The organism is Candidatus Pantoea deserta, assembly GCF_003813865.1.
In the GTDB taxonomy this organism is placed as follows: Bacteria; Pseudomonadota; Gammaproteobacteria; order Enterobacterales; family Enterobacteriaceae; genus Pantoea; species Pantoea deserta.
In genome coordinates, this window is record NZ_RMVG01000004.1 from 49,951 (window position 1) to 74,629 (window position 24,679).

The 24,679-nt window shown below is 57.5% G+C and carries 21 protein-coding genes, 6 tRNA genes and 1 other RNA gene; 18 read left to right on the top strand and 10 right to left on the bottom strand.

Annotation, left to right across the window (positions count from 1 at the left end):
* Positions 1-133 precede the first annotated feature (133 nt).
* Both BBB56_RS07775 and BBB56_RS07780 read left to right on the top strand, forming a co-directional pair.
* Positions 134-1,822 (top strand): sensor histidine kinase, encoded by a 1,689-nt coding sequence (locus BBB56_RS07775; protein ID WP_123800568.1) that lies wholly within the window; start codon positions 134-136, stop codon positions 1,820-1,822.
* Positions 1,819-2,544: a LytR/AlgR family response regulator transcription factor gene (locus BBB56_RS07780; protein ID WP_123800401.1), complete on the top strand. Its 726-nt coding sequence runs from the start codon at positions 1,819-1,821 to the stop codon at positions 2,542-2,544. Before BBB56_RS07775 ends, BBB56_RS07780 begins: the two co-directional genes overlap by 4 nt.
* A gap of 60 nt (positions 2,545-2,604) precedes the next feature.
* Here BBB56_RS07780 and glk read toward each other — a convergent pair whose 3' ends face one another.
* Together glk and BBB56_RS07790 are read right to left on the bottom strand one after the other, a co-directional pair.
* Positions 2,605-3,570: a glucokinase gene (gene glk / locus BBB56_RS07785; protein ID WP_123800402.1), complete on the bottom strand. Its 966-nt coding sequence runs from the start codon at positions 3,568-3,570 to the stop codon at positions 2,605-2,607.
* A 157-nt stretch (positions 3,571-3,727) separates the two neighbouring features.
* Positions 3,728-5,380: a thiamine pyrophosphate-binding protein gene (locus BBB56_RS07790; RefSeq protein ID WP_123800403.1), complete on the bottom strand. Its 1,653-nt coding sequence runs from the start codon at positions 5,378-5,380 to the stop codon at positions 3,728-3,730.
* A gap of 219 nt (positions 5,381-5,599) precedes the next feature.
* Here BBB56_RS07790 and mgrA point away from each other — a divergent pair, with 219 nt between their 5' ends.
* Positions 5,600-6,589 (top strand): L-glyceraldehyde 3-phosphate reductase, encoded by a 990-nt coding sequence (gene mgrA / locus BBB56_RS07795; RefSeq protein ID WP_123800404.1) that lies wholly within the window; start codon positions 5,600-5,602, stop codon positions 6,587-6,589.
* 173 nt (positions 6,590-6,762) lie between these two features.
* The gene (locus BBB56_RS07800; protein ID WP_123800405.1) at positions 6,763-7,101 is read left to right on the top strand and encodes a DUF2502 domain-containing protein; all 339 of its coding nucleotides are present in this window, start codon (positions 6,763-6,765) and stop codon (positions 7,099-7,101) included.
* 43 nt (positions 7,102-7,144) lie between these two features.
* Here BBB56_RS07800 and BBB56_RS07805 read toward each other — a convergent pair whose 3' ends face one another.
* Both BBB56_RS07805 and BBB56_RS07810 read right to left on the bottom strand, forming a co-directional pair.
* Entirely contained in the window at positions 7,145-7,726 is a 582-nt protein-coding gene (locus BBB56_RS07805) for an NAD(P)H-dependent oxidoreductase (protein ID WP_123800406.1), read from the bottom strand.
* Between the two features lie 144 nt (positions 7,727-7,870).
* A complete protein-coding gene (locus tag BBB56_RS07810; RefSeq protein WP_123800407.1) occupies positions 7,871-9,109 on the bottom strand; it encodes an Nramp family divalent metal transporter in 1,239 nt (412 codons plus the stop codon).
* Between the two features lie 368 nt (positions 9,110-9,477).
* On the opposite strand from BBB56_RS07810, the gene BBB56_RS07815 reads away from it, so the two are divergent.
* From BBB56_RS07815 to BBB56_RS07835, 5 genes are all read left to right on the top strand, one after another.
* A complete protein-coding gene (locus BBB56_RS07815) occupies positions 9,478-10,668 on the top strand; it encodes a NupC/NupG family nucleoside CNT transporter (RefSeq protein WP_123800408.1) in 1,191 nt (396 codons plus the stop codon).
* Positions 10,669-11,024: 356 nt separating this feature from the next.
* Complete coding sequence (locus tag BBB56_RS07820) at positions 11,025-12,110, top strand: LLM class flavin-dependent oxidoreductase (protein ID WP_123800409.1); 1,086 nt, start codon at positions 11,025-11,027, stop codon at positions 12,108-12,110.
* Positions 12,110-13,090: an ABC transporter substrate-binding protein gene (locus BBB56_RS07825; protein WP_123800410.1), complete on the top strand. Its 981-nt coding sequence runs from the start codon at positions 12,110-12,112 to the stop codon at positions 13,088-13,090. Before BBB56_RS07820 ends, BBB56_RS07825 begins: the two co-directional genes overlap by 1 nt.
* A complete protein-coding gene (locus BBB56_RS07830) occupies positions 13,087-13,677 on the top strand; it encodes a cysteine dioxygenase family protein (RefSeq protein ID WP_123800411.1) in 591 nt (196 codons plus the stop codon). The genes BBB56_RS07825 and BBB56_RS07830 overlap by 4 nt, the downstream gene beginning before the upstream one ends.
* Positions 13,670-15,283 (top strand): rhodanese homology domain-containing protein, encoded by a 1,614-nt coding sequence (locus tag BBB56_RS07835; protein WP_123800412.1) that lies wholly within the window; start codon positions 13,670-13,672, stop codon positions 15,281-15,283. Before BBB56_RS07830 ends, BBB56_RS07835 begins: the two co-directional genes overlap by 8 nt.
* A gap of 109 nt (positions 15,284-15,392) precedes the next feature.
* Here BBB56_RS07835 and BBB56_RS07840 read toward each other — a convergent pair.
* Together BBB56_RS07840 and BBB56_RS07845 are read right to left on the bottom strand one after the other, a co-directional pair.
* A tRNA-Ala gene (locus tag BBB56_RS07840) sits at positions 15,393-15,468 on the bottom strand.
* Positions 15,469-15,513: 45 nt separating this feature from the next.
* Positions 15,514-15,589 (bottom strand) — tRNA-Ala (locus BBB56_RS07845).
* A gap of 354 nt (positions 15,590-15,943) precedes the next feature.
* Between BBB56_RS07845 and BBB56_RS07850 the strand changes: the two genes are divergently transcribed.
* Complete coding sequence (locus BBB56_RS07850; protein ID WP_123800413.1) at positions 15,944-16,732, top strand: formate/nitrite transporter family protein; 789 nt, start codon at positions 15,944-15,946, stop codon at positions 16,730-16,732.
* Positions 16,733-16,839: 107 nt separating this feature from the next.
* Positions 16,840-17,193 carry a YfeC-like transcriptional regulator gene (locus BBB56_RS07855; RefSeq protein ID WP_123800414.1) on the top strand — a complete coding sequence of 118 codons (354 nt, stop codon included), beginning with the start codon at positions 16,840-16,842 and terminating at the stop codon, positions 17,191-17,193.
* Between the two features lie 35 nt (positions 17,194-17,228).
* Here the strand turns inward: BBB56_RS07855 and gltX are convergent, their stop codons facing one another.
* Positions 17,229-18,644 (bottom strand): glutamate--tRNA ligase, encoded by a 1,416-nt coding sequence (gltX, locus tag BBB56_RS07860; protein ID WP_123800415.1) that lies wholly within the window; start codon positions 18,642-18,644, stop codon positions 17,229-17,231.
* Between the two features lie 272 nt (positions 18,645-18,916).
* On the opposite strand from gltX, the gene BBB56_RS07865 reads away from it, so the two are divergent.
* The 6 genes from BBB56_RS07865 to BBB56_RS07890 all read left to right on the top strand — a co-directional run bounded on the left by BBB56_RS07865 (position 18,917) and on the right by BBB56_RS07890 (position 20,329).
* Positions 18,917-18,992, top strand: a tRNA-Val gene (locus BBB56_RS07865).
* Positions 18,993-19,030: 38 nt separating this feature from the next.
* Positions 19,031-19,106: transfer RNA gene (locus BBB56_RS07870), tRNA-Val, on the top strand.
* Positions 19,107-19,147: 41 nt separating this feature from the next.
* A tRNA-Val gene (locus BBB56_RS07875) sits at positions 19,148-19,223 on the top strand.
* 4 nt (positions 19,224-19,227) lie between these two features.
* Positions 19,228-19,303, top strand: a tRNA-Lys gene (locus BBB56_RS07880).
* A 45-nt stretch (positions 19,304-19,348) separates the two neighbouring features.
* A non-coding RNA gene (locus BBB56_RS07885) (RtT sRNA) lies at positions 19,349-19,482 on the top strand.
* 502 nt (positions 19,483-19,984) lie between these two features.
* On the top strand, positions 19,985-20,329 hold the full coding sequence (locus BBB56_RS07890) for a FlxA-like family protein (protein WP_123800416.1): 345 nt from the start codon (positions 19,985-19,987) through the stop codon (positions 20,327-20,329).
* Here the strand turns inward: BBB56_RS07890 and BBB56_RS07895 are convergent.
* On the bottom strand, positions 20,326-21,246 hold the full coding sequence (locus tag BBB56_RS07895) for a LysR family transcriptional regulator (protein WP_123800417.1): 921 nt from the start codon (positions 21,244-21,246) through the stop codon (positions 20,326-20,328). The two genes, BBB56_RS07890 and BBB56_RS07895, sit on opposite strands and share 4 nt — an antisense overlap.
* A 95-nt stretch (positions 21,247-21,341) precedes the next feature.
* On the opposite strand from BBB56_RS07895, the gene BBB56_RS07900 reads away from it, so the two are divergent.
* The gene (locus BBB56_RS07900) at positions 21,342-22,355 is read left to right on the top strand and encodes a bile acid:sodium symporter family protein (protein ID WP_123800418.1); all 1,014 of its coding nucleotides are present in this window, start codon (positions 21,342-21,344) and stop codon (positions 22,353-22,355) included.
* Positions 22,356-22,381: 26 nt separating this feature from the next.
* Here the strand turns inward: BBB56_RS07900 and BBB56_RS07905 are convergent, their stop codons facing one another.
* Both BBB56_RS07905 and ligA read right to left on the bottom strand, forming a co-directional pair.
* Positions 22,382-22,600, bottom strand: coding sequence for a DUF3820 family protein (locus tag BBB56_RS07905; protein WP_123800419.1), 219 nt, complete (start codon positions 22,598-22,600; stop codon positions 22,382-22,384).
* A 1-nt stretch (position 22,601) separates the two neighbouring features.
* Positions 22,602-24,620, bottom strand: coding sequence for an NAD-dependent DNA ligase LigA (gene ligA / locus BBB56_RS07910; RefSeq protein WP_123800420.1), 2,019 nt, complete (start codon positions 24,618-24,620; stop codon positions 22,602-22,604).
* Between the last annotated feature and the right edge of the window lie 59 nt (positions 24,621-24,679).

Here is a 24,679-nt window from a genome sequence, read left to right on the forward strand (position 1 = left end):
CCACTGAAAATTGATTTATCACAGAAAGACCTCGCCTGTTGTTTTTCGCGGCTGGCGCATCGCGATCACATTTTTTATAGTAGGTCCCTGACTCTTTCCGATCTGAAGGCTGGACGTGATCTCCCACTTCGATATGCTGCTGGCGGTGTTTGACCGCGCCGCCCTGATGCTCATCTGCCTGTTTTTCCTGACCCGCACACGTATTTTCCGCCAGCTGCTGCATAAGGATGACCACTCGCCGCTGGAAAAGGCCGCCGTTATCCTTATCTTTTCGCTGTTTGCCCTGTTCAGCACCTGGTCAGGCATTCACGTCGAGGGTTCGCTGCTGAACGTTCGGGTGATCGCGGTCATGGCGGGCGGCATTCTGTTTGGCCCCTGGGTCGGCATCATCACCGGCATTATCGCTGGCGTGCACCGCTTTCTTATCGATATGGATGGCGTCACCTCGGTGCCCTGCCTTATCACCAGCATTATCGCCGGCTGCGTCTCCGGCGCGATCAACTGCCGCGTGCCAAAAGCGCAGCGCTGGCGGATCGGTATTGTCGGCGGCATGCTGTGTGAGGCCCTGACGATGATCCTGATCCTGCTCTGGGCAAAACCGGTTTCGCTTGGGCTGGCCATCGTCTCGGAGATTGCGCTGCCGATGATCCTGGGCGCCTCAAGCATCGGCCTGATTGTGCTGCTGGTGCAGAGCGTAGAGGGAGAAAAAGAGACCATTGCCGCGCGACAGGCCAAGCTGGCGCTGGATATTGCCAATAAAACGCTGCCGCTGTTCCGTAACGTTAACAGTGATTCGCTGCGCCGCGTCTGCGAGATTATCTGCCACGACATCAATGCCGACGCCGTCGCCATCACCAATAAAACCCATATTCTGGCCTACGTCGGCTACGGCGAACACAACTACCGGAATGGCGACGAAGGGATCAGCCCGACCACCGCTCAGGCTATGTCCAGCGGAAAAATCATTATCAAGAACAATGATGAAGCGCATCGCACCCGAGACATTCACTCGATGATCGTTATCCCGCTGCGCGAGAAAGGCAAAGTCACCGGCACGCTGAAAATTTACTACCGGCGCGCCTATCGCATCACCGGCTCGCTCAAGGAGATGGCCATCGGCCTGTCACAGATTATCTCTACCCAGCTGGAGGTGTCGCGTGCTGAGCAGCTGCGGGAAATGGCCAATAAAGCGGAACTGCGCGCGTTGCAGAGTAAAATAAATCCTCATTTCCTGTTTAACGCCCTGAATGCCATTAACTCTTCTATTCGTCTTAACCCGGACACCGCGCGCCAGCTGGTGATCAATCTTTCCCGCTATCTGCGCTACAACCTGGAGCTGAATGATGATGAGACCATCGACATCAAACGCGAGCTGTGGCAGGTAAAGGACTATATCGCTATCGAGCAGGCGCGCTTCGGCGACAAGCTGACCATGATTTATGACATTGACGACGATCTGCACTTTTCGCTGCCCAGCCTGCTGATCCAGCCGCTGGTGGAGAATGCCATCGTCCACGGTATTCAGCCCTGTCGCGGCAAGGGCGTGGTGACGCTGAGCGTTAAGGCGTGCGGCGACCGGGTGCGCATCGCAGTGCGCGATACCGGACCCGGCATTAGCGACGAGGTGATGCGTCGCGTGGCCAGTAATGAGATGCCCGGCAATAAGATCGGCCTGCTGAATGTGCATCACCGCGTCCGACTGCTGACCGGTCAGGGGCTAACCATTACCCGCCTGCAACCGGGCACGGAGATCGCCTTTACCCTGAGCAAAAGCGACCAGCTGGCTGCGTCGCCCCTTGCCGTCACGGAGAGCGCCTCATGAAAGCCATTATTGTCGAAGATGAATTTCTCGCCCAGCAGGAGCTGAGCTGGATGATCCAGCAGCATAGCCAGATCGTCATCGAAGCCTGTTTTGACGACGGACTGGAAGTGCTGAAATATTTGCAGCAGCATCGCGTTGACGTCATTTTCCTCGACATCAATATTCCGTCGCTGGACGGCATGCTGCTGGCGCAAAATATTCATCAGTTTGCCCAGCGTCCACTGATTGTGTTTATTACCGCGTGGAAAGAGCATGCGGTGGAGGCGTTTGAACTGGAAGCCTTCGACTATATTCTCAAGCCATATCATGAGGCGCGTATCGTCACCATGCTGAACAAGCTGGAAGCCGCCGGTCAGCAGCAGGCCATGACGCAGGCTCCCGCCACCAGCGCGCCGCAGACGGTCAATCTGGTGAAAGACGATCGCATCATCGTGACGGATATTAACGATATTTATTATGTCGAGGCCCACGAGAAGCTGACATTTGTCTATACACGGCGCGAAGCCTATGTGATGTCGATGAGCATCAGCGAATTCTGCGCCCGGCTGCCGGAGCAGAGCTTTTTCCGCTGTCACCGCTCTTACTGCGTGAACCTGAGCAAAATCCGCGAGATAGAACCCTGGTTCAACAATACCTATCTGCTCAAACTGCGCGATTTGACCTTTCAGGTGCCGGTCAGCCGCAGCAAGGTAAAGCTTTTTCGCGAGCTGATGCGCCTTTAGGCGCGCGCCTGCCTTTCATAACCCCATAAAAAAACGGCCCGCAGGCCGTTTCAGCAACGCTTACAGGATCCGTCCCAGCGTCTGACGCAGATGCGCGCCTGCGCCGAGCAGGCCGGGCTGATCGTGGGTGATCATATAGACCGGAATACGGGAAACATAGTCACGAAAGCGTCCTTTATCTTCAAAGGCGGCGCGGAAGCCGGATGCCTTAAAGAACTCCAGGAAGCGCGGCACGATGCCGCCGGCGATATAGACGCCGCCGAAGGTGCCGAGATTCAGCGCCAGGTTGCCGCCGAAGCGTCCCATGATGACGCAGAACAGCGACAGCGCGCGACGGCAGTCGGTGCAGCTGTCGGCCAGCGCACGCTCAGAGACATCCTTTGGCTTAAGATTTTCTGGCACGCGATTGTCAGACTTGACGATAGCGCGATAGAGATTGACCAGTCCTGCGCCGGACAGCACGCGCTCGGCAGACACATGTCCCAGCTCAGCGCGCAGCACTTCCAGGATCAAATCCTCTTCATCGCTGTTTGCAGCGAAATCGACGTGACCGCCCTCGCCCGGCAAACTGACCCAGCGGCGATCGACATGCACCAGATGGCTGACGCCCAGCCCGGTTCCCGCGCCATAAATCGCGATGGGTTTATCTTTTACCGGCTCGCCGCCGCCGAACTGAATCACATGCTCGGCCGTCAGCATCGGGATCGCCATCGAAACCGCGGTGAAATCATTGATGATCTCAAGGTGTTCGAAGCCGAGGCTGGCTTTCATTTTGCTGGTGGAAAAAGCCCAGTCATGGTTGGTCATTTCGACCCAGTCTTCCGTAATAGGGCAAGCAATCGCGATGCAGCCGTCTTTTACCTCTTTCTGCTGCTCGCCAAGATAGTGGCGGATGACGGCTTCGAGGCTGTCATATTCTGAGGTTGAGAACGTTTTGGCCTGGGAGATGCTGCCGGATTCCACCTCACACAGGGCGAGTCGCGCGTTGGTGCCGCCGACGTCGCCGACCAGGGCATAGGTTGTCATTCTTTTGTTGCTCCGCTTGGGGTCCCTAAGATGCAGGACACTATAAAAGTCTGCCGGTAAAACAACAACGCTCGCCGCGACAAAAGGCGAGCGTTGAAGATGGTGTGCACAGCCTACCCGTCCGGCAAGACGCTTTACAGCGGCAACACTCCGAATCTTAGCCGCCGTTGCGCTGCGCCAGACAGGCCGTTACTTTACGCAGTAGCGGCGGCAGATCGTGTTTGTCCATCGCCACTTCCACCAGCGTCAGGCAGGCCGGGGCTTGCAGCCGCGCCATAACCTCTTTCAGCTGTACGCCTTCCGTCACGCGCCAGCTTTGCGCCTGGCCATGCAGGCAAAACGCCTGAGGCAGTGCGATCCAGTTCCACTGCGCAATATCATTATAACGCTGCGTCGCGCCGTGGATGGCGCGCTCGACCGTATAGCCCTCATTGTTCAGTAAAAAAATAATGGGCCTTTGTCCGTCCCGCAGCATCGATCCCAGTTCCTGAATGGTCAGCTGCGCGGAGCCGTCCCCTACAATCAAAATAACCCGCTGCGCGGGCGCGGCGGTCTGCGCGCCAAAGGCGGCGGGCAAAGTATAGCCGATGGATCCCCACAGCGGCTGCACCAGCAGCTGCGCGCCAGGCGGCAATCGCAGCGCCGCCGCGCCAAAGGCGGCGGTACCCTGATCGGCGAGAATAATGTCGCCCGGTTGCAGAAAAGATTGCATCAGCGTCCAGAAGTGGTGCTGGCTGATAGCGGATGTCTCGGTCGGGGCCTTACTGGGCGTAGGGTCGGACGCCTGCGCCCAGTTCTCGCCGTAACGGGCAAAAAGCGCGTCCAGCTCGCTCAGCGCATCCGCCATGTTTAGCGGCGCAAAGCGCCTCTCCGCGACGCTGGCGGCAAAAGGCTGAATGTCGATGATCCGCGCAGGGTTAAGTTGCTGTGTGAAGCCGGCGGTTAGCGTATCGGTAAAGCGCACGCCAGCGCAGATCGTTACATCGGCCTGCTCGATGGGATCGTTGATGTCGCGCTCGCTGCCCGCGGCCGCATAGGTGCCGACGTAGCCCGGAAACTGCTCATCCAACACGCCCTTGCCCATCAGCAGCGTGGCGCAGGGGATGGCGCGCCGTTGACGCAGCTGCGCCAGCTGCGTCTGCTGCTGCCAGCGCGCGGCCAGAAAATCAGCCAGCAGCGAGACCCGCCGCGCCTGCGCCAGATGCTGCTCAGCGGCGTCGCGAAACGCGCGTCGCGCCTGTTCGTCAGAAGGCTGCGCAAAATCAAGCGGCGCGGCGGGCGGCGCAATCTCCGCCTCGGCCACATCGACCGCCAGCATCAGATAGCCCGGCCTTTTTTCGCGCATCGACGTGGCAATGACCCGATCGATTTCAACCGCGGCGTTGCCAGCGCTCAGCTGTGCCGTCGCCGCGCTCACCTCGCCCGCCATCCGCAGAAAATGGCGGAAATCGCCATCGCCCAGCGAATGGTGCACGCAGTCGCCTCTTTGCTGCGCCTGGCTGGCTGGCGCGCCTACGATATGGATCACCGGCAGATACTCAGCAAAACTGCCCGCGACGCCGTTAATCGCGCTCAGTTCGCCTACGCCAAAGGTGGTCAGCAGCGCCGCCGCGCCGCGGCAGCGGGCATAGCCGTCTGCGGCATAAGCGGCATTCAGCTCATTGGCGCATCCAACCCAGCCAATGTCCTGATGCGCGATCACGCGATCGAGAAATTGCAGGTTATAGTCGCCCGGTACACCAAACAGATGGCCCACTCCCGCCTCTTTTAAGCGAGCCAGCAGATAATCGCCTACGGTCATGCGTTGCATATGCCCTTCCTCTTACCTGTTGTCTGGTTTGAGTATCCGTCATGCTGCTAAAGCAGTATGACGGCAGGCTAATCCTCTGAACAAAAAAGTGGCAACCTGCCGTTACGACGGGGGATAATTCTGTAAGTATGCGAGCGGCAACGCATTCTGACTGTGTGTAACCGTATACACTGCTATCCTTGCAGGTTAATCCCCTCCTCTGAGACAGGAACGCTCTCTATGACCTATTGCCCCCATTCCGATCGTTATCAGCAAATGGAGTATCGCCGCAGCGGCAACAGCGGGCTGAAGCTGCCCGCCATCTCGCTCGGCCTGTGGCATAACTTTGGCGACAATACGCGCGTCGACACCAGCCGGGAGCTGCTGCGCCACGCGTTCGATCGCGGCATCACGCATTTCGACCTGGCGAACAACTACGGTCCGCCGCCGGGATCGGCGGAAGAGAACTTTGGGCGTATTCTGCGTGAGGATTTTCGGGCTTATCGCGACGAGCTGGTGATTTCAACCAAAGCCGGTTACACCATGTGGGATGGCCCTTACGGCGACTGGGGTTCGCGTAAGTATCTGATCTCCAGCCTCGATCAGAGCCTGAAGCGCATGGGGCTGGAGTATGTCGATATATTCTATCATCACCGTCCGGATCCAGAAACGCCGCTTGAAGAGACCATGCGCGCGCTGGATCAGGTGGTGCGTCAGGGAAAAGCGCTGTATGCCGCGATCTCTAACTATCCGGCGGATCGTGCGGCGGAAGCCATTGCGATTCTACGCGATCTGGGGACGCCCTGCCTGATCCATCAGCCGCGCTATTCCATGTTCGAGCGCGGCCCGGAAAACGGCCTGCTGGAGACGCTGGACGACAACGGCGTCGGCTGTATCGCTTTCTCACCGCTGGCAGGCGGCGTACTCACGGACCGTTACCTGCAAGGCATCCCGGAGGATTCACGTGTGGCAAGCGGCAGCAAGTTTTTGCGCGAAGAGCAGCTGACCGAGGAGAAGATGGACAAGGTCCGACAGCTAAATGCGATTGCGCAGCAGCGCGGGCAAAAACTGGCGCAGATGGCGCTGGCCTGGGTGTTGCGCGATGCGCGCATTACGTCCGTTTTGATCGGCGCCAGTAAAACCGCCCAAATCGACGACGCGGTCGCCATGCTGACCAACCGCCACTTCACCCTGGCGGAACTGTCCGCCATAGAAGGCGCGCTGCTGTAATTCCCTGCCCGCCCGGTTCGTACCGGGCAATTCTCCGGACAGAATAGTCTCAATCCCTTTTTTCTCCCGATTTTCCTCACAATTTTCAGCGACACTCTCCTCACAACACAAGCAATGCGCGGGCGTAATACGACCCGCACCGCGGCGGTTCCGCCGCTGATAAGGAGAAGAAAATGAAATTTGCGCTTTTTGCTGCTTTGCTAACCTGCCTGTCGCCTCTGGCCATCCACAACGTTCAGGCTGCCGGAGCCTCGATTAGCCTGGCGCCCGGCGTGACGCTAAACCTGGGAGACCGCGATCGTCACGGCAACTACTGGGACGGCGGTCGCTGGCGCGAGCCGCGCTGGTGGCATGAACGTTACCAGTACAACGATCATCGCTGGTGGCGTCATGAAGAGTGGCGTCGTCATAAACAGTGGGAGCGCGAGCGCCGCTGGCATGAACGCGAGCGTCGTCACCACTGGAAAGAGGCCCAGCGCCATCATGACCGTCACGACCACCACCACCACTAAGCGCGCGGTCAGCCCCCGGCGCGGCTGCGGCCGCTCAGGGGGCTTAATCAGCAAACAGCCGACGTCCTGTCTGCCGCGCGGTTTCCAGATGCGTTTCCGTCGAGTCGGCGTCAGGCAGGAGAATCAGTTCTGACGTCTTTACCGGCGCGCCGATATAGTCAAAGATGCCCTCATCGATTTGCGCACGCATCGCCGCGTAATAACCGCGGCGCGCATAGGTACGCAGATTCGCCCCGCCTATACCCAGCAGATGCACCCGCAAACGCCCCATCTTTTTGTCAATTTTGCCGTCCGGCCTCTCTTCATAGGCCCAGCCGTGGGTAAATACGCGATCGATCCAGCCCTTCAGCACGCCGGGAAAAGACCACCAGTAGACAGGATAAACCAGCACCAGCGCATCGGCGGCATCCAGCCGCTGTTGCTCCGTCAGCACATCGGCAGGCGGTTCGGCCTGGTTGCGGAACAGCGCCAGATCGGCGGCGGCATAGCGCGGATCGAAGCCTTCAGCGATCAGGTCGGCGATTTCAAAGGAGTGCGGCGAGTGGATTTCGCCTGTTACCGCACGAGCGACGGCGTGCGTAAATGAATCCTGATCGGGGTGGGCGACGACTACCAGTGCATGCATATCCTGACTCCTGTTAGCGAAGAAAAAATGGCTGCATACCGATAGTAGCTGAGTCAGGGCGAGCGGCGGCGACTGGCGCACGAGAGGTTAAAGAGAAAATGCGGCTGGCCAGATGTCCCTCAGGCCAGCGTTTCGCAGCGAATTTTACAGGCCGAAAACTTCACCGATCAGCAGGCAGGCATTGAGCGCGACCACCAGAACTACAATGGCGCGTCCGGCGTTCTGCATCAGGCGTGAATTGACCATGTCGCCCATGATTTCCCGGTTGCCGGTAAAGGAGAGCAGCGGCACCAGCGCCAGCGCGATACCAAAGCTCAGCAGCACCTGGCTCATCACCAGAATACGCGTCGGGTCCCAGCCCAGCATAATTACGATAAAAGAAGGCATCATAGTGACGACGCGACGCACCCACAGCGGAATATGAAAGCGAATGAACCCCTGCATCACCACCTGACCGGCCAGCGTGCCGACCACGGTTGAGGAGAGACCTGCCGCGACCAGGCTCAGGCCGAACACCGTTGCGGCCGCATGGCCGAGCAGCGGCGTCAGGGTCAGGTAAGCCTGATCAAGCTCGGCAATGCCGCTATGCCCGCTAAAGTGGAACGCGGCTGCGGCGGTCGCCATCATCGCCAGATTAACAAAACCGGCAATGGTCATGGCGATGGCCACATCCAGTTTGGTGGACGAGTAGCGCTGGCGCTTATTGCCGCTCGGCCCCACCTGCGTCAGCGCCGAATGCAGATAGATAACGTGCGGCATAATGGTTGCGCCCAGCACGCCTGCGGCAAGAAACACCGCATCCGATGTCGGCAGCGACGGCAGCGCCATGCCGGTGACCAGCTCGCTGACTTTCGGCTGCGAGAAGAACAGCTCGACGATATAAGCCGCCGCCACAAACAGCAACAGACCGCCAATCACCAGCTCCAGCGGCTTTTGCCCCCGGCTCTGTAGCATCAGGATCAGAAAGGTCGCCACGCCGGTTAATACCGCGCCCTGCAACAGCGAAATGCCGAGCAGCAGCTTAAAGCCGAGCGCCGCGCCGATAAATTCAGCCAGATCGGTGGCCATGGCGATGATTTCCGCCTGCACCCAGTAAAGCCACACCGCCGGGCGCGGGAAGCGATCGCGGATATGTTCAGCAAGGTTTCGGCCGGTAGCAATACCGAGCTTGGCGGACATCAGCTGGATAATCATCGCCATGATGTTAGCCCAGACGACGACCCACAGCAGCTTATAGCCGTAGGCTGCCCCCGCCTGGATATTGGTGGCGAAATTGCCCGGATCGATATAGCCGATGGCGGCAATAAAAGCCGGACCCAGCAGCGCGAGTTTGATTTTTCTGGCTCCGCGGGCGGCACGCTCGGCGGTACGGCTCTCAAACATAATTCTCTACCTGTCTGAACGCGTTTGACCATGGCAGCTTATGGCCCGATCGCGGCAAGTGAAATGCGGTTATGGTTATTGCTGTAATAGATAATGCTATAAAGTATAGCCATTGCTATACCTTAGGGTAAAGGCAGACGTGCTAATTAAATGTGCAATACGTTTAACTCTACGCCTCGAACATATTATAGACAATGAATTTGTGGATATAAGGTGTGAATGTTTTGTGAACAGGCTGTGATCGGTAAGACTATTCTCAAGAATCGGGTGATAGCGAATCCTTATAATGTGGATTTGATCTCGTTTTTAAGTAACGCGTTACATAGAATACGCAGCAAATTACAACTCTCCTCAAATCTGGAGCAAGCATGTCCCATATTTTGCACTTCCTTTTAGCACTGGTGGTGGTAGGCGTGCTGGCGTTACTCGTCAGCCATGACCGTAAAAGTATTCGCATTCGCTACATTGTCCAGCTTCTGGTCATTGAAGTGCTTCTGGCGTGGTTCTTCCTGAACTCCGAAGCCGGCCTGGGGTTCGTTAAAGGCTTCGCCGGCTTGTTTGATCATCTGCTTAAGTACGCTGCGGAAGGGACTAACTTCGTATTTGGCAATATGAACGACAAAGGCCTCGCCTTCTTCTTCCTGAACGTGCTGTGCCCGATCGTGTTTATCTCTGCGCTGATCGGTATCCTGCAACACTTCCGCATTCTGCCGTGGGTGATCCGCGGTATCGGGACAGTGCTGTCAAAGATCAACGGCATGGGCAAGCTGGAGTCGTTCAACGCCGTCAGCTCGCTGATTCTGGGACAGTCAGAAAACTTTATCGCCTATAAAGATATTCTCGGCAAAATGTCGCAGCGCCGCATGTACACCATGGCTGCGACCGCGATGTCCACCGTTTCCATGTCTATCGTCGGCGCCTATATGACAATGCTGCAACCCAAATATGTGGTGGCGGCGCTGGTGCTTAACATGTTCAGCACCTTTATCGTGCTGTCGCTGATCAACCCCTACCGCGTCGACAGCGAAGAAGATTTGCAGCTACAGGATATTCACAAAGGGCAGAGCTTCTTTGAGATGCTGGGCGAATATATCCTTGCCGGTTTCCGCGTGGCGATTATCGTTGCGGCGATGCTGATCGGTTTTATCGCCCTGATTTCAGGCCTGAACGCGCTGTTTGATTTTATCTTCGGCATTAGCTTCCAGGGCGTGCTGGGCTATGTGTTCTACCCCTTCGCCTGGGTGATGGGCGTCCCGGCGCATGAAGCGTTGCAGGTAGGCAGCATCATGGCGACCAAGCTGGTGTCCAACGAGTTTGTCGCGATGATGGATCTGCAAAAGCTGGCGGGTCAGCTGTCGCCGCACGCTGAAGGCATTCTGTCCGTGTTCCTCGTCTCCTTTGCCAACTTCTCTTCTATCGGCATCGTGGCGGGCGCCATTAAGGGCCTGAACGAAGAGCAAGGCAACGTGGTATCGCGCTTCGGTCTGAAACTGCTGTACGGCTCGACGCTGGTCAGCGTCCTGTCCGCTGCGATTGCCGGTCTGGTGCTGGCGTTCTGATAAAAACAGGGCGAGACAGCTTCTCGCCCTGTTGCATCCAGACGAAGAGAAAGGTAAATACGCGCGCCGCCTTTCGTCTGAAAGGCAAAACGTTTATCCATGCGGCGCGGATCCGGCAACGGCAGCCTCGCCCGCACCCGACCGGACAGCCTGATGCGCTGTCGCTGTTATTCGCTCCCGCGCCGATTTTTCACTTTATTCTTAATTATTCCTGCTTGTTATAACCGCTTCCGCCGCATGCCAGCCGCGCCGCGACGCCCTTCCCCGTTTCGCGCAATTCCTTTGCACAATATCGAATTTCATCTCGCGCCTGCCGCCCCGTAGTTTTTCTGATGACTTAACATCGGGAGAAGAGCATGAGCATTCAGTTTCTTGGCATGATCGGCCACCGCCTGGCATCAGAAATTATTCCCGCCAGCGGAACGCTATTCGATAAAAACTATATCGCTAATTTTGCCCGCGCCCATGAAGAGGCGGGATTTGACCGGATTCTGGTGGGCTACTGGTCCGATCAACCTGACGGTTTTTTAGTGACGGCGCACGCCGCCGCCCATACCTCACGTATTAAATTTTTGCTGGCGCACCGTCCCGGTTTCGTCTCGCCGACGCTGGCGGCGCGCAAGCTGGCGTCGCTCGATCACCTGACCGACGGACGTCTGGCGGTACATATCATCAGCGGCGGCAGCGACAGCGAGCAGCGCCGCGATGGCGACTTCCTTAACAAAGCGGAACGCTATGCGCGCACCGACGAATTTCTTAGCGTGCTGAACAAAAGCCTGACCTCAGCCCAGCCTTACGATCATCAGGGCGACTTTTACCGCGCCGAGCAGGCGTTCTCCGCTATCAAACCGCTGCAAAGCAAACTGCCGATCTATTTTGGCGGCTCCTCGCCAGAGGCCATCGATGTCGCAGCCCGTCACGCCGACGTCTTCGCGCTGTGGGGCGAACCGCTTCAGGGCGCAGCGGAGACGGTGCAAACCGTGCGCGCCGCCGCGGCAAAAAAGGGACGCGACATAAAATTCAATATCTCTTTCCGTCCGATCATCGGCAACACCGAAAAAGAGGCCTGGGAGCGCGCCGCGCATATCTATGAAACGGCGCAAAAACAGCTGGCCGAATCGGGCTATACCTTCGGCCTGCCTAAGCCGCAAAGCGTAGGCGCGCAGCGTCTGCTGGCGGCGGCGAACGAAAGCGACCGTCACGATAAGGTGCTGTGGACCGGCGTGGCGAAGCTGGTCAGCGGCGGCTATAACTCCACGGCGCTGGTGGGCACGGCGGATCAGGTGTCTGACGCGCTGCTTGATTACTACAACCTCGGCATCGACAGCGTGCTGATTCGGGGTTTCGATCCCCTGAACGACGCGGTGGAATATGGCCGCGAACTGCTGCCGCTGACGCGTGAAAAAGTCGCTGCGCAGACGCGCGGCAAAAGGAGCGCCTGATGCGTCTGGCTAGCCTGTTTGCCGGTATTACTCTGGCCTTAAGCCTGAATCACGCCTTCGCAGCCGAAAAAGTCACGCTGCGTCTTGGCGATGTTAAGGGCGACCGTTTTGCTTCGCTGAAAGCCTCAGGCGAGCTGGATAATCTGCCCTACGACCTGAAGCTTACCGCCTTCGACTCTGGCGCACCGGTGCAGGAGGCGTTAAATGCCGGCGCGCTGGATGTCGGCTTTACCGGCGATTTGCCGTTTCTGTTTGTCTATGCCGCAGGCGCGCCGGTGAAAGCCGTCGGCGCCTGGCAGAACAATCCGGACAGTATTGCGCTGCTGACCCGCCCTGATGCGGGCATTCACAGCCTGCGCGATTTAAAAGGCAAGCAGATCGCCGTCAATCGCGGCGGCTGGGGGCACTATTTACTCCTCGGCCTGCTGGAGCGCGCCGGACTGAAGCCCGACGACGTGACGCTGCGCTTTCTTGGTCCGGTTGACGGCCGCGCCGCGCTGACCTCCGGCGCGGTTTCCGCCTGGGCGCCGTGGGAGCCTTATATCGCCACCTCTACGCAGGTTGACGGCACGGTGCGCGTGCCGCAGGGCGGCGGCAACGGCATTATGTCAGGCTACTCCTATGCGCTGGCGCGCAAAGAGGCGCTGGCCGACCCGGAAAAACGCAAAGCCATCGCCGACCTGCTGACCCGTCTGGCGAAGGCACAGGTGTGGGCGGCGCAGCATCCGCAGCCGTTCGCGCAGGCGCTGGGCAAATCGCTCAATATGCCGACGACCATCACCAGCAGCTGGATCGCCGACGCGCGCATTCGTCCGCTGGTGTTCGATGCGTCCATTATCCCCACGCTGCAAAAATCCGCCGACTTTTTCCATCGCTATCAGGTGCTGCCAAAGGCGGTCGACGTCAGCAGCGCGTTTGATTTCACTCTGGCTGATGGCGCAAATCAGGTCGCGAAGCAGTATCAGGAGAATAAATCATGAGTGAGCTTCACCATCACCGCCTGCGCGATTTTGTGGCGCAGCTGGCCGCCCTGCTCGACCAGCAGCCGGACGAGGCGACTATTCTTGAGCGTGGCAGCGAGCTGCTGCGCCCGCTGTTACAGCACGACGACTGGCTGGATGAGACCTTTGCTCAGCCGCATCCACAGCACTACCAGCAATACCTGCTCTATGCCGATGCGCAGCAGCGCTTTTCGGTGGTGAGCTTTGTCTGGGGACCCGGCCAGCAGACGCCGGTGCACGATCATCGCGTCTGGGGGCTGATCGGCATGCTGCGCGGCGCGGAAGTGTCGCAGGGCTTCAGGCTGGCGAACGGCGAACTGGTGGAAGAAGGTGCGCCGGTGCGTCTGGACCCTGGCCATATCGACGCGGTCTCACCCCGCGTGGGCGATATTCACCGCGTCAGCAACGCCTTTGACGATCGCGTGTCTGTCAGCATTCACGTTTACGGCGCCAACATCGGCGCGGTGACGCGCGCGGTCTATCGTGAAGACGGCAGCGAAAAACCCTTTATCTCCGGCTACAGCAACCGCTACTTACCTAATATCTGGGACCTCTCACATGGCTAAAACTTTTCCTCTGCGCGAAGCCGCAGAGATTCAGCAGGCGCTGCGTCAGCAGCAGGAAGTGGCGCTGGTCGATGTACGCGACGAAGCGCTGTATGCGCAAGGGCATCCATTGTTTGCCGTGAATATTCCGCTTTCGAAGCTGGAGCTGGAGTGGCTGGATCGTATCCCCCGCCGCGACACGGCGATAACGCTGTATGACAACGGCGAGGGCCTGGCGCAGGCGGCGGCAGAGCGGGCGTCATCCTGGGGTTACAGCAATATTGCTCTGCTTAAGGACGATCTTGCCGGCTGGACGGCGGCAGGCGGCGAGCTGTTTATCGATGTCAATTCACCGAGCAAAGCCTTTGGCGAGCTGGTGGAATATCATAACCATACGCCGTCGTTGCCTGCGGAGCAGGTCGATGCCCTGCTGCGCGATAAGGCCGATGTCGTGGTGCTGGACGCGCGCCGCTTCGATGAATATCACACCATGTCGATTCCCGGCGGCATTAGCGTACCGGGCGGCGAACTGGTGCTGCGCGTGCGCGATCTGGCTCCTTCGCCTGACACGACGGTTGTTGTGAACTGCGCGGGACGCACGCGCAGCATTATTGGCGCCCAGTCGCTGGTCAATGCCGGCATCCGCAATCCGGTCTATGCGCTGCGCAACGGCACTATCGGCTGGACGCTGGCGGGGCTAACGCTGGAACAGCAGCAGAACCGCCGCTATGGCGAGACCAGCGAAACCGCGCATCGCCATGCCGTGGCGCAGGCGCGTCAGGTGGCGGATCGCGCGGGCGTGGCGCGCATTGACGCAGCGGCGCTGGCGCGCTGGCAGCAGGAAGCGCGGACCACCTATCTGTTTGACGTGCGCGATGCTGATGAGTACAGCGCCGGGCATCTGCCAGGCAGCCGACACGTGCCGGGCGGGCAACTGGTGCAGGAGACCGATCACTACGCCAGCGTGCGCGGCGCGCGTATTGTGCTGGTGGATAACGATGGCGTGCGCGCCAGTATGACGGCGTCCTGGCTGGCGCAGATGGGCTGGGAGGTGGCGGTGCTTGACGGGCTGCGACCGCAGGATTTTAGCGCCACGGGGGGCTGGACGCCGCGCGTTCCCGCCGCGCCGGCCGCAGAGACGGTTTCGCCGCAGCAGCTTAGCGACTGGCTACAGCAGGGCGACACCCAGGTGCTGGATTTCACCACGCGCGCCAACCATGTGAAGAGCCATATACCCGGCGCGGCCTGGCTGCTGCGCTCTACCCTACAGCAGCAGGGCCGCGCGCTGCTGCCGGATGCGCAGCGCTATGTTCTGACCTGCGGCAGCAGCCTGCTGGCCGGTTATGCGGTTGAAGAGGTTCAGGCGCTGACCGGTAAGCCCGTTTATGTGCTGCAAGGCGGCAATGCGGCCTGGCGTAACGCGGGGCTTCCAACGGAAGCCGATGAAGAGCGGCTGCTCTCCCCCGCCATCGATCGCTATCGTCGACCTTATGAAGGCACCGACATTGAAGCGGCGGTGATGCAGGCCTATCTTGACTGGGAATACGGGCTGGTGGCGCAGCTGGACCGCGACGGCACTCATGGTTTTCGCGTGCTGCAACCGCAGGCGCAAAGCGTGACGGCGTAAGCCCGGAGACGTGAATAAAGAGCGGCAGCAATGTCGCTTTTTTGTCTGTAAAGGACGCGAAGCTGAGTAAAGTTTCTGGAATATGCCTGTGAAAACAGGACTTAAATAATGGTGGAGATAAGCGGGATCGAACCGCTGACCTCTTGCATGCCATGCAAGCGCTCTCCCAGCTGAGCTATACCCCCACATCTGGAATCGTTTTTTCAGTGCCAAATCGTTGGGATGCGATTTGGTGGAGCTAAGCGGGATCGAACCGCTGACCTCTTGCATGCCATGCAAGCGCTCTCCCAGCTGAGCTATAGCCCCTAACCGAAAAAACCGTCGTGTTACTCGACGGACGGCATAATATGAAACCGTCCTCACAGTGTCAACGGCAAAATGAAAAACCGTAACCGATCGCTGAAAAAGGCGGCAAGTCGTGGATTAAACTGTTATTTCAGCAGCTTCAACCTGCCCGCTTTTCGTCAGGGCCGCTGTTGCCCTAATCAGGCGCGCTTTGCCCCCTGAGTAAGTTAAATTACGGTTAAACACCCTTTAGGATTTTTCTTGTTTTCCGTTAAAAGCCGTGTAAAACTTAGCCCGCTAACTATGTGATCATCGCTGATCGCGCCTTTAAACAACACCATCCCTGTCACAACTATCAATAATATTCGAGATACTATGTCGCTGCATTCACCTAAAGAGATCGCTCAACTGGCGATTCAGGCTGGCGTCACCAAAAGCCGCGCTTCCATTCCGACGTTATTAATTCTTGGTTTTATGGCCGGAGCCTTTATTGCCACCGGCTTCCTGCTCGATCTGCATGTGATTAACTCGCTGCCCGCTGAATGGGGTTCGTTTGGCGGCCTGTTGGGCGCTGCCGTGTTCCCGGTAGGGTTGATTCTGACCGTGCTGGCGGGCGGCGAACTGCTGACCGGCAATATGATGACTATGCCGGTGGCCTGGTTCGCGCGTCGCATTAGCGGTTTCGCCGTGCTGCGCAACTGGTTCTGGGTGACGATTGCCAACTTTATCGGCAGCATCGCGGTGGCCTGGTTTTTTGGTCACATGCTGGGCATGACCGAAGGTGATTACCTGAAGAAAACCGTCGCAATCGCCAGCGCAAAAGTAAATGCAGACTTTCTGCACGCTTTTATTTCCGGCATCGGCTGTAACTGGCTGGTGTGCCTGGCGGTCTGGCTGGCATTCGCCAGTAAAGATGTCGTGGGTAAAATTTTTGGTATGTGGTTCCCGGTAATGGCCTTCGTTGCCATCGGCTTCCAGCACGTGGTCGCCAATATGTTTATCGTGCCTGCGGCGATTTTTGCCGGTCAGCTGAGCTGGGCCGAATATGTACCGAACTTTATCGCCGTATTCCTGGGCAATGGGGTCGGCGGCGCTGTTTTTGTTGGTCTCGCCTATTTCCTCGCTTTCCGTCCTGCCAGCGAAGCGGTCGGTACTGCGCAGTAATTTTTTGCCTTTTGCCTCAGGCGAAAGGCAATTTCCTTCAGGGTTACTTTCACACGTAACGATTTGCTGTAATATGTAGAACTAATGTATTAAACAGGGACAGCATCGTGAAAAAGGAATGGTTAACCCCCGAAGAGCTGGCAAATGAAACGGGTTATAGTCGCCAGACGGTGAATAAATGGATCAAACGCGAAAACTGGACGACTACGCCGAAGCCCGGTGTACAAGGCGGTAAGGCGCGATTGATTCACATTGATGAGCGTGTAAAAAGCTTTATTCAGTCCATGCGTAATCTGAATGAACCTAACGCCTCCTACATCGCACAGCAGAACTCTTTACCTGCGTTACTATTAAGTTCCGTACAGCAAATGACACAAAATGAGCAAGACTTGCTCGCGGCGATGATTTTGCGTGAAGGAATTAAAGGCGTACTGCAACGGTTAGGTATTGGCGAAGAATAAAAAAACCGGAAGCGTAATGCTTCCGGTTTTTTTTATCAGGCCTGCGCTTCGCGTTCTGCGATAAAGCCCAGCGCTTTTTCGATGCGCGCCACGCTGCGGCGCTGTCCAATGGCTTCAACGGTGACGTCCAGGCCCGGCGACTGCCCTGCGCCCGTGACGGCGACGCGCAGCGGCATACCGACTTTGCCCATGCCAACTTCCAGCTCATCTGCCGTGCTCTGAATGGCATGATGTACGTTTTCCGCCGTCCAGTCGGAGATAGCGGCCAGCTTGTCGCGTACCACTTCCAGCGGCTGGCGAGCAACCGGACGCAGGTGTTTTTTCGCCGCGTCGGCATCAAACTCATCAAACTCTTCATAGAAGTAGCGGCAGGATGCCGCCATCTCTTTCAGCGTCTTGCAGCGTTCGCCCAGCAGCGTAACCAGTTTAGCCAGCTCCGGACCGGTGCGCGTGTCGATGTTCTGCTGTTCAATGTGCCATTGCAGGTGCGTCGCCACATATTCCGGCGGCAGGCTGTTAATGTAGTGATGGTTCAGCCACTGCAATTTTTCGGTATTGAACGCGCTGGCGGATTTGCTTACGGCTTCCAGCGTGAAGAGTTCTTTCATCTCTGGAACAGAGAAGATTTCCTGATCGCCGTGGGACCAGCCCAGACGGACCAGGTAGTTGAGCAGCGCTTCAGGCAGATAACCGTCGTCGCGATACTGCATAACGCCAACGGCGCCGTGACGTTTTGAGAGTTTTTTACCGTCGTCGCCGAGGATCATAGAGACGTGCGCATAAACCGGCACCTGCGCCCCGATAGCCTTGAGGATGTTGATCTGGCGCGGCGTGTTGTTGATGTGGTCTTCGCCACGAATAACGTGGGTAATGCCCATATCCCAGTCGTCGACAACCACGCAGAAGTTGTAGGTTGGCGAGCCGTCGGTACGGCGGATGATCAGATCATCCAGTTCCTGGTTGCTGAATTCAATCGGACCACGGATTTGGTCGTCAAAGATAACAGAGCCTTCCTGCGGGTTGCGGAAGCGCACCACGCAAGGCTCATCGGCCGCATGATGTTCATGGCTGTCGCGGCAGCGGCCGTCGTAGCGCGGCTTTTCGCCGTTGGCCATTTGGGTTTCACGCAGCTGTTCCAGGCGTTCTTTAGAGCAGTAGCATTTATAAGCCGTACCCGCTTCCAGCATTTCGTCGATTACTGCGTTATAGCGATCGAAGCGTTTGGTCTGGTAATACGGGCCTTCGTCCCATTCCAGGCTCAGCCAGTTCATACCGTCCATGATGGCTTCAATGGCTTCCGGCGTCGAACGCTCCAGATCGGTATCTTCGATACGCAGGACAAATTCGCCCTGGTTGTGGCGGGCATAAAGCCAGGAGTAAAGCGCGGTGCGTGCGCCGCCGACGTGCAGGTAGCCGGTCGGGCTGGGTGCGAAGCGAGTTTTGATTTTCATTCAGCAGTGCCTTAGATGCGCAGGTTTTATGTCTGGATGACAAAAAACGGGTTAGACGCGAAAAAACAGTGCGCACATTCTAGCACCTGGCGTTGAATCCTCAATGACTGCGCGCCAGCGCAAAGGCGTAAAGCCACAGGTTTCTGCTAATAAAACCAGCACATTGGCTAAAAGCAGCGCGGGATGCCTAATTTTGAAGCGAACGCGCATTTTAGTTTTAAAAAGCGTTGACTCACTTCGAAGGATCCCTATAATGCGACTCCACACAGCGGGGGTGATTAGCTCAGTTGGTAGAGCATCTCCCTTACAAGGAGGGGGTCGGCGGTTCGAGCCCGTCATCACCCACCACTCTTCAGGTGGCCCGCAGTGAACAAGAGATAAGATATGGGTGATTAGCTCAGTTGGTAGAGCATCTCCCTTACAAGGAGGGGGTCGGCGGTTCGAGCCCGTCATCACCCACCATATCTCAGTCAGATGACGCTCTTGTTAAGTAGTACCGAAGTGGGTGATTAGCTCAGTTGGTAGAGCATCTCCCTTACAAGGAGGGGGTCGGCGGTTCGAGCCCGTCATCACCCACCACTTCGGGTCGTTAGCTCAGTCGGTAGAGCAGTTGACTTTTAATCAATTGGTCGCAGGTTCGAATCCTGCACGACCCACCAGTTTAGAAAAAAGCGCCCTATGGGCGCTTTTTTCGTTCAGGCCCGCAGCAGAGCCTGACGTGCAGGATGAGAACCTGCGCAGGTTCGACTGAATCGCCAGAGGCGATTCAGGCTGATGCGAAGCATCACCCGCAAGGGCGAGGCCCATAGGGCCGAGGCAAATCCTGCACGACCCACCAGTTTAGAGAAAAGCGCCCTATGGGCGCTTTTTTCGTTTCTGTGCTCTGTGCTCTGTGCCGGATGATGGCGTTTTCCGCGCCGGGAAGTATCGTGCTTTTCAGGCATGGAATACGGGCCGTTACGTAAAGTCGGCGTGAACACGTCCGTGTGGCCTCGGCCGCCGCCTCCCTGCGGCGGACGCTTTACTCCACGGCCCGTATTCCACGCCTTTATGTAAGTAAGGTGCGGGCTAAAGATACCCTGCTGAGGATGCTTTATTTCACAGCCCCTGCTCCACGCCTTTATATAAGTAAGGTGCGGGCTGGTAGCTATTAAAAATTTCTGCGGCCGATGCTTTACTTCAGAGCCTGTGCTCTGCGCGATGATGCTATTCAGACGCAAACAGGTTTAGATATTTCTGAGCCTTATGGCCTAGCCCTTTCAAATCCTTAACGCTTTCCTGTCTTAAGTGATCTCTTCCTGAGCCGATAATGATCTTGTCTTATTACAAGGAGGACACCTATGTCATCAATATCCGCTTTATCTGGCAGTACCGGCAGTAGCGCAGGCAGCAGCGCCAGCGTGTCGTCACAGATTTCCGCGCTAAATAAACAGATCCAGAACATCACGAAGCAGGTAAAAGAGCTATCGGATAATCAGGAGCTGAGCGATGAGCAGAAGTCTGAAATGGAACAGATGTACCAGTCACAGATAGCCATGCTTGAAGCGCAGATTGCTCAGCTTGAGCAGAAGCAAACCGAGCAGGCGCAGCAGAAAAGTGAACCGGCACCACAGGCGGCGAGCGTGAAAGCGGCTGACGGCATCAACCGCCCGACCGCGACCAACCAAATCAACGTCTATATCTAAAACGCCGGATTGCTCGTGCGTTGTTGCGTCAGCAGCATTGCCTGCTGACGCACTTCCTGCCAGATTGCCTCTGATGCGGGCGTCAGTGAGCGGTTTTTCCGCTTAACCAGCATCAGACTACGGTTGATTTCGGGATAGAGCCGGCGCACGGTTAATGCCCTGCCCGCCGGCAGCGGCAGAGCCAGCGCAGGTAAAATGCTAATGCCGATGCCCGCATCAACCATAGGAAACAGCGTCGCGGGATGTCCGATGTCCTGCACGACGTTGATCGCCACCTGCTGCTGGCGCAGCGCCGCGTCAATCAGCGCGCGGCTGCCCGACGCGTAATCCTGTAATACCATATCGCGCCCTGCCAGCATGCTCCACTGCGCCTTATCCACCGAGGCGAGCGGATCGTCGCTGCGGCATAGCAGCAAAAATGGCTCTTCCAGAATCCGCTGGCAGTCAAGATCGCTGTCGGTAAGCGGGCCGATAACAATACCAAAATCCACTTCAGCGTTGCGGACGCTCTGTAAAACCACCTGCTGCATCCGGTCATGCAAAATCACTTTTATATCAGGATAGCTTTGCTGGCTGGCGGCAAGACACTGCGGCATAAGATGCGCGGAGATAGTCTGGCTGGCGGCGATGCGCACCGTGCCGCTTCGCTGCTCACCGTAGCTGCGAATATCCAGCAGCGTAGAGTTTATCTCTTCCAGCAGGCTCGCCATACGTGAGGCCAGCTGCTGTCCTGCTTCCGTCAGCACCACCTCGCGGGTGGTTCGATCCAGCAGCCTCACGCCGGTAACCGCCTCCAGCTCTTTAATGCTGTGGCTGACGGCCGACTGACTCAGTCCAATGACCTGACCGGCCTGACTAAAACCGCCATGATGGGCGACGGCGACAAAAATGCGAAGCTGACGCAGAGTGTAATTCATCTAAAGCGCTCATAGATTGATGCAATAAATCAATTTTATTTCTAAACCCGCTTGCTGCACAATCACAGCATGTAACTTTTAACCGGATTTTAACAATGGGATTTCTGCGACTCGATCCAATGATGATCAAACTGATCATTACGGTGCTGCTGGCGACCTTTCTGCCTGCTAAAGGCGTCTTTGTCGATCTCTTCGACTATCTGACCACGGCTGCTATCGCCCTGCTGTTTTTTATGCACGGCGCTAAGCTGTCGCGCGACAAGATCATTGCGGGCAGCAGCCACTGGCGACTGCATTTGTGGATTATGTTCAGCACCTTTGTGCTCTTCCCGATTATTGGCCTGCTGATCGTCTGGTGGCATCCGGTCAATCTTTCTGCGGAAATTTATACCGGCTTTATCTATCTCTGTATCCTGCCCGCCACCGTACAGTCTGCTATCGCCTTTACCTCTATGGCAGGCGGCAACGTCGCGGCCGCGGTATGCAGCGCATCAGCGTCGAGTCTGCTGGGCGTCTTTATCTCGCCGCTGCTGGTAAATCTGGTGATGGACGTGCACAGCAGCACGCCGACCGACGGATTTGAGCAGGTCGGTAAAATTATGCTGCAACTGCTGGTGCCGTTTGTTCTGGGCCATCTGTCGCGTCGCTGGATTGCCGGCTGGGTGGAAAAACATCGCGGCCTGATTGGCAAGACCGACCAGACCTCGATTCTGCTGGTGGTTTACTCCGCCTTTAGCGAAGCGGTGGTCAACGGCATCTGGCATCGCGTCGGCATTGATACCCTGCTGTGGATCCTGGCGGGCTGCATCCTGCTGCTGGCGCTGGTGCTGGCGATCAATATCTGCGCCTCGCGTTTGTTCGGCTTTAACCGCGCCGATGAGATCGTAGTGCTGTTTTGCGGTTCGAAAAAGAGTCTGGCGAACGGGGTGCCAATGGCCAATATTCTGTTCCCGGCCAGCGCAGTGGGGATTATTGTGCTGCCGCTGATGATCTTTCATCAGGTGCAGCTGATGGTCTGCTCTTATATTGCCCAGCGTTATAAAGTCAGCCATGAGAAAAAGCTGGCGCAGCAGGCTGTAAAAGCGTCGGTAGTCGAGTCGCAGAAATAACAAAAAGCCCGCCGAAGCGGGCTTTTTTATACTTCGCGCTTAAGGGGCTTCACCAGACCTTCCAGTCCTTCAATCTTGATGGCGAGCGTCATCTGCATCAGCTCGCCCAGATGACCTGACGGAAATTCGCCTTTCCGCGCAAACCACAGCAGATAAGGCTCCGGCAAATCGATAAGCAGGCAGCCTTTATATTTGCCAAAGGGCATGGCGGTATTGGCGATTTCAACCAGGTGCGCTTTATCCATATCAGGCGTCCAGCAGGCGGATCATTTCGTCTTCGTCGATGACCCTGATGCCCAGCTCCTGCGCTTTCGCCAGCTTGGAGCCTGCCGCTTCGCCGGCGATAACCAAATCGGTTTTCTTTGACACGCTGCCGCTGACTTTTGCGCCCAGCGCGGTCAGACGATCTTTCGCCTCGTCGCGCGTTAGCTGCGTCAGCGAACCGGTCAGCACCACGGTTTTACCGGCGAACGGGCTGTCGATCTCTTCGGCTTTCACCACCGCAATCGGCGGCCAGTGCACGCCGATCTCCTCGACCAGCTGGCGAATGACCTCCCGGTTGCTCTCCTCTTCCATAAAGTTGCGCACATGCGTCGCCACCACGGTGCCGACGTCCTGCACGGCAATCAGCGCGTCCAGATCGGCGTCCATAACTTTTTGCAGTTCGCCAAAGTGGTTTGCCAGGTTGGCGGCGGTGGCCTCGCCGACTTCACGAATGCCGAGCGCATAGAGGAAACGCGCCAGCGTGGTTGATTTCGCTTTCTCCAGCGCATTCACCACGTTTTGCGCCGATTTGGGTCCCATACGGTCCAGACCCAGCAGCTTTTCTGGCGTCAGGCGGAAAAGATCTGCGGGCGTTTTAACATATTCCGTGTCTACCAGCTGGTCGATGATTTTATCGCCCAGTCCGTCTACGTCCATGGCGCGACGCGAAACAAAGTGCTTGAGCGCCTCTTTGCGCTGCGCGCCGCAGATTAGTCCGCCCGTACAGCGCGCCACGGCTTCGCCCTCGACGCGCTCAACGTCGGAGCCGCAAACCGGACAGTGCGCAGGAAATACCACTTCGCGCGCGTCAGCCGGACGCTCAGAGGCGACGACGTTGACGACCTGCGGAATGACATCCCCTGCACGACGGATCACCACTTTATCGCCAATGCGCAGACCAAGGCGCTCAATCTCATCGGCATTATGCAGCGTCGCGTTACTGACCATGGCGCCCGCCACCAGGACAGGCTCCAGACGCGCTACCGGCGTCACCGCTCCGGTGCGCCCTACCTGAAACTCCACGTCGCGCACCACCGTCATCTGCTCCTGCGCCGGGAACTTAAAAGCCACCGCCCAGCGCGGCGCGCGCGCCACAAAGCCCAGCTGCTCCTGCAACGCCTGCGAGTCGACCTTTATCACCACGCCGTCAATGTCGAAGCCGAGATCGGGACGGTCGGTTTCAATCTGACGATAAAACGCCAGCGCCTCTTCGGCGCTATGCACCAGTCGAATGCGATTGCTTACCGGCAATCCCCAGGCCTTGAACTGCTGTAAACGCTCGTAGTGGCTGCCCGGCAGCTCGCCGCCCTCCAGCAGGCCGAAGCCATAGCAGAAAAAGGTCAGCGGTCGTTTTGCGGTAATGCGGGGGTCAAGCTGACGCAGCGAACCGGCAGCGGCGTTGCGCGGATTGGCGAATATCTTACCGTCGGTGCGGCGCGCTTCGGCGTTCAGCTTTTCAAAGCCGCGCTGCGTCATAAACACTTCTCCACGCACTTCCAGCCGCGCCGGAAAGTCATCGCCCTTCAGGCGCAGCGGGATGGCGCCGATAGTGCGAACGTTAGCGGTAATATTTTCGCCCGTGGTGCCGTCGCCGCGCGTAGCCGCTCGCGTCAGCAGCCCGTTTTCATACAGCAGGCTAACCGCCAGACCGTCGAGCTTGAGTTCGCAGCAGTAAGCGATGTCATCGCTGTTTTTCAGGCGATCCTGCACACGTTTGTTGAAGGCAAGAAAGCCCGCTTCATCAAAGGTATTGTCCAGCGACAGCATCGGCACTTCATGACGTACCTGCTCAAACACCGTCAGCGGGGCCGCCCCGACGCGCTGCGTTGGCGAGTCAGGGGTAACCAGCTCAGGATGCTGCTCTTCCAGCGCCCGCAGTTCACGCATCAGCCGGTCATACTCGGCGTCAGGTATCTCAGGCGCATCCATGACATGGTAAAGATATTCATGATGGCGCAGCGTGGTGCGCAGTTCGGTGATTTGGTCCTGGACGGATTTCATATTGCCCCATCAGATAAAAAACCCCCGACAGGCGGGGGTTTGGTAAGTCACAATTAACA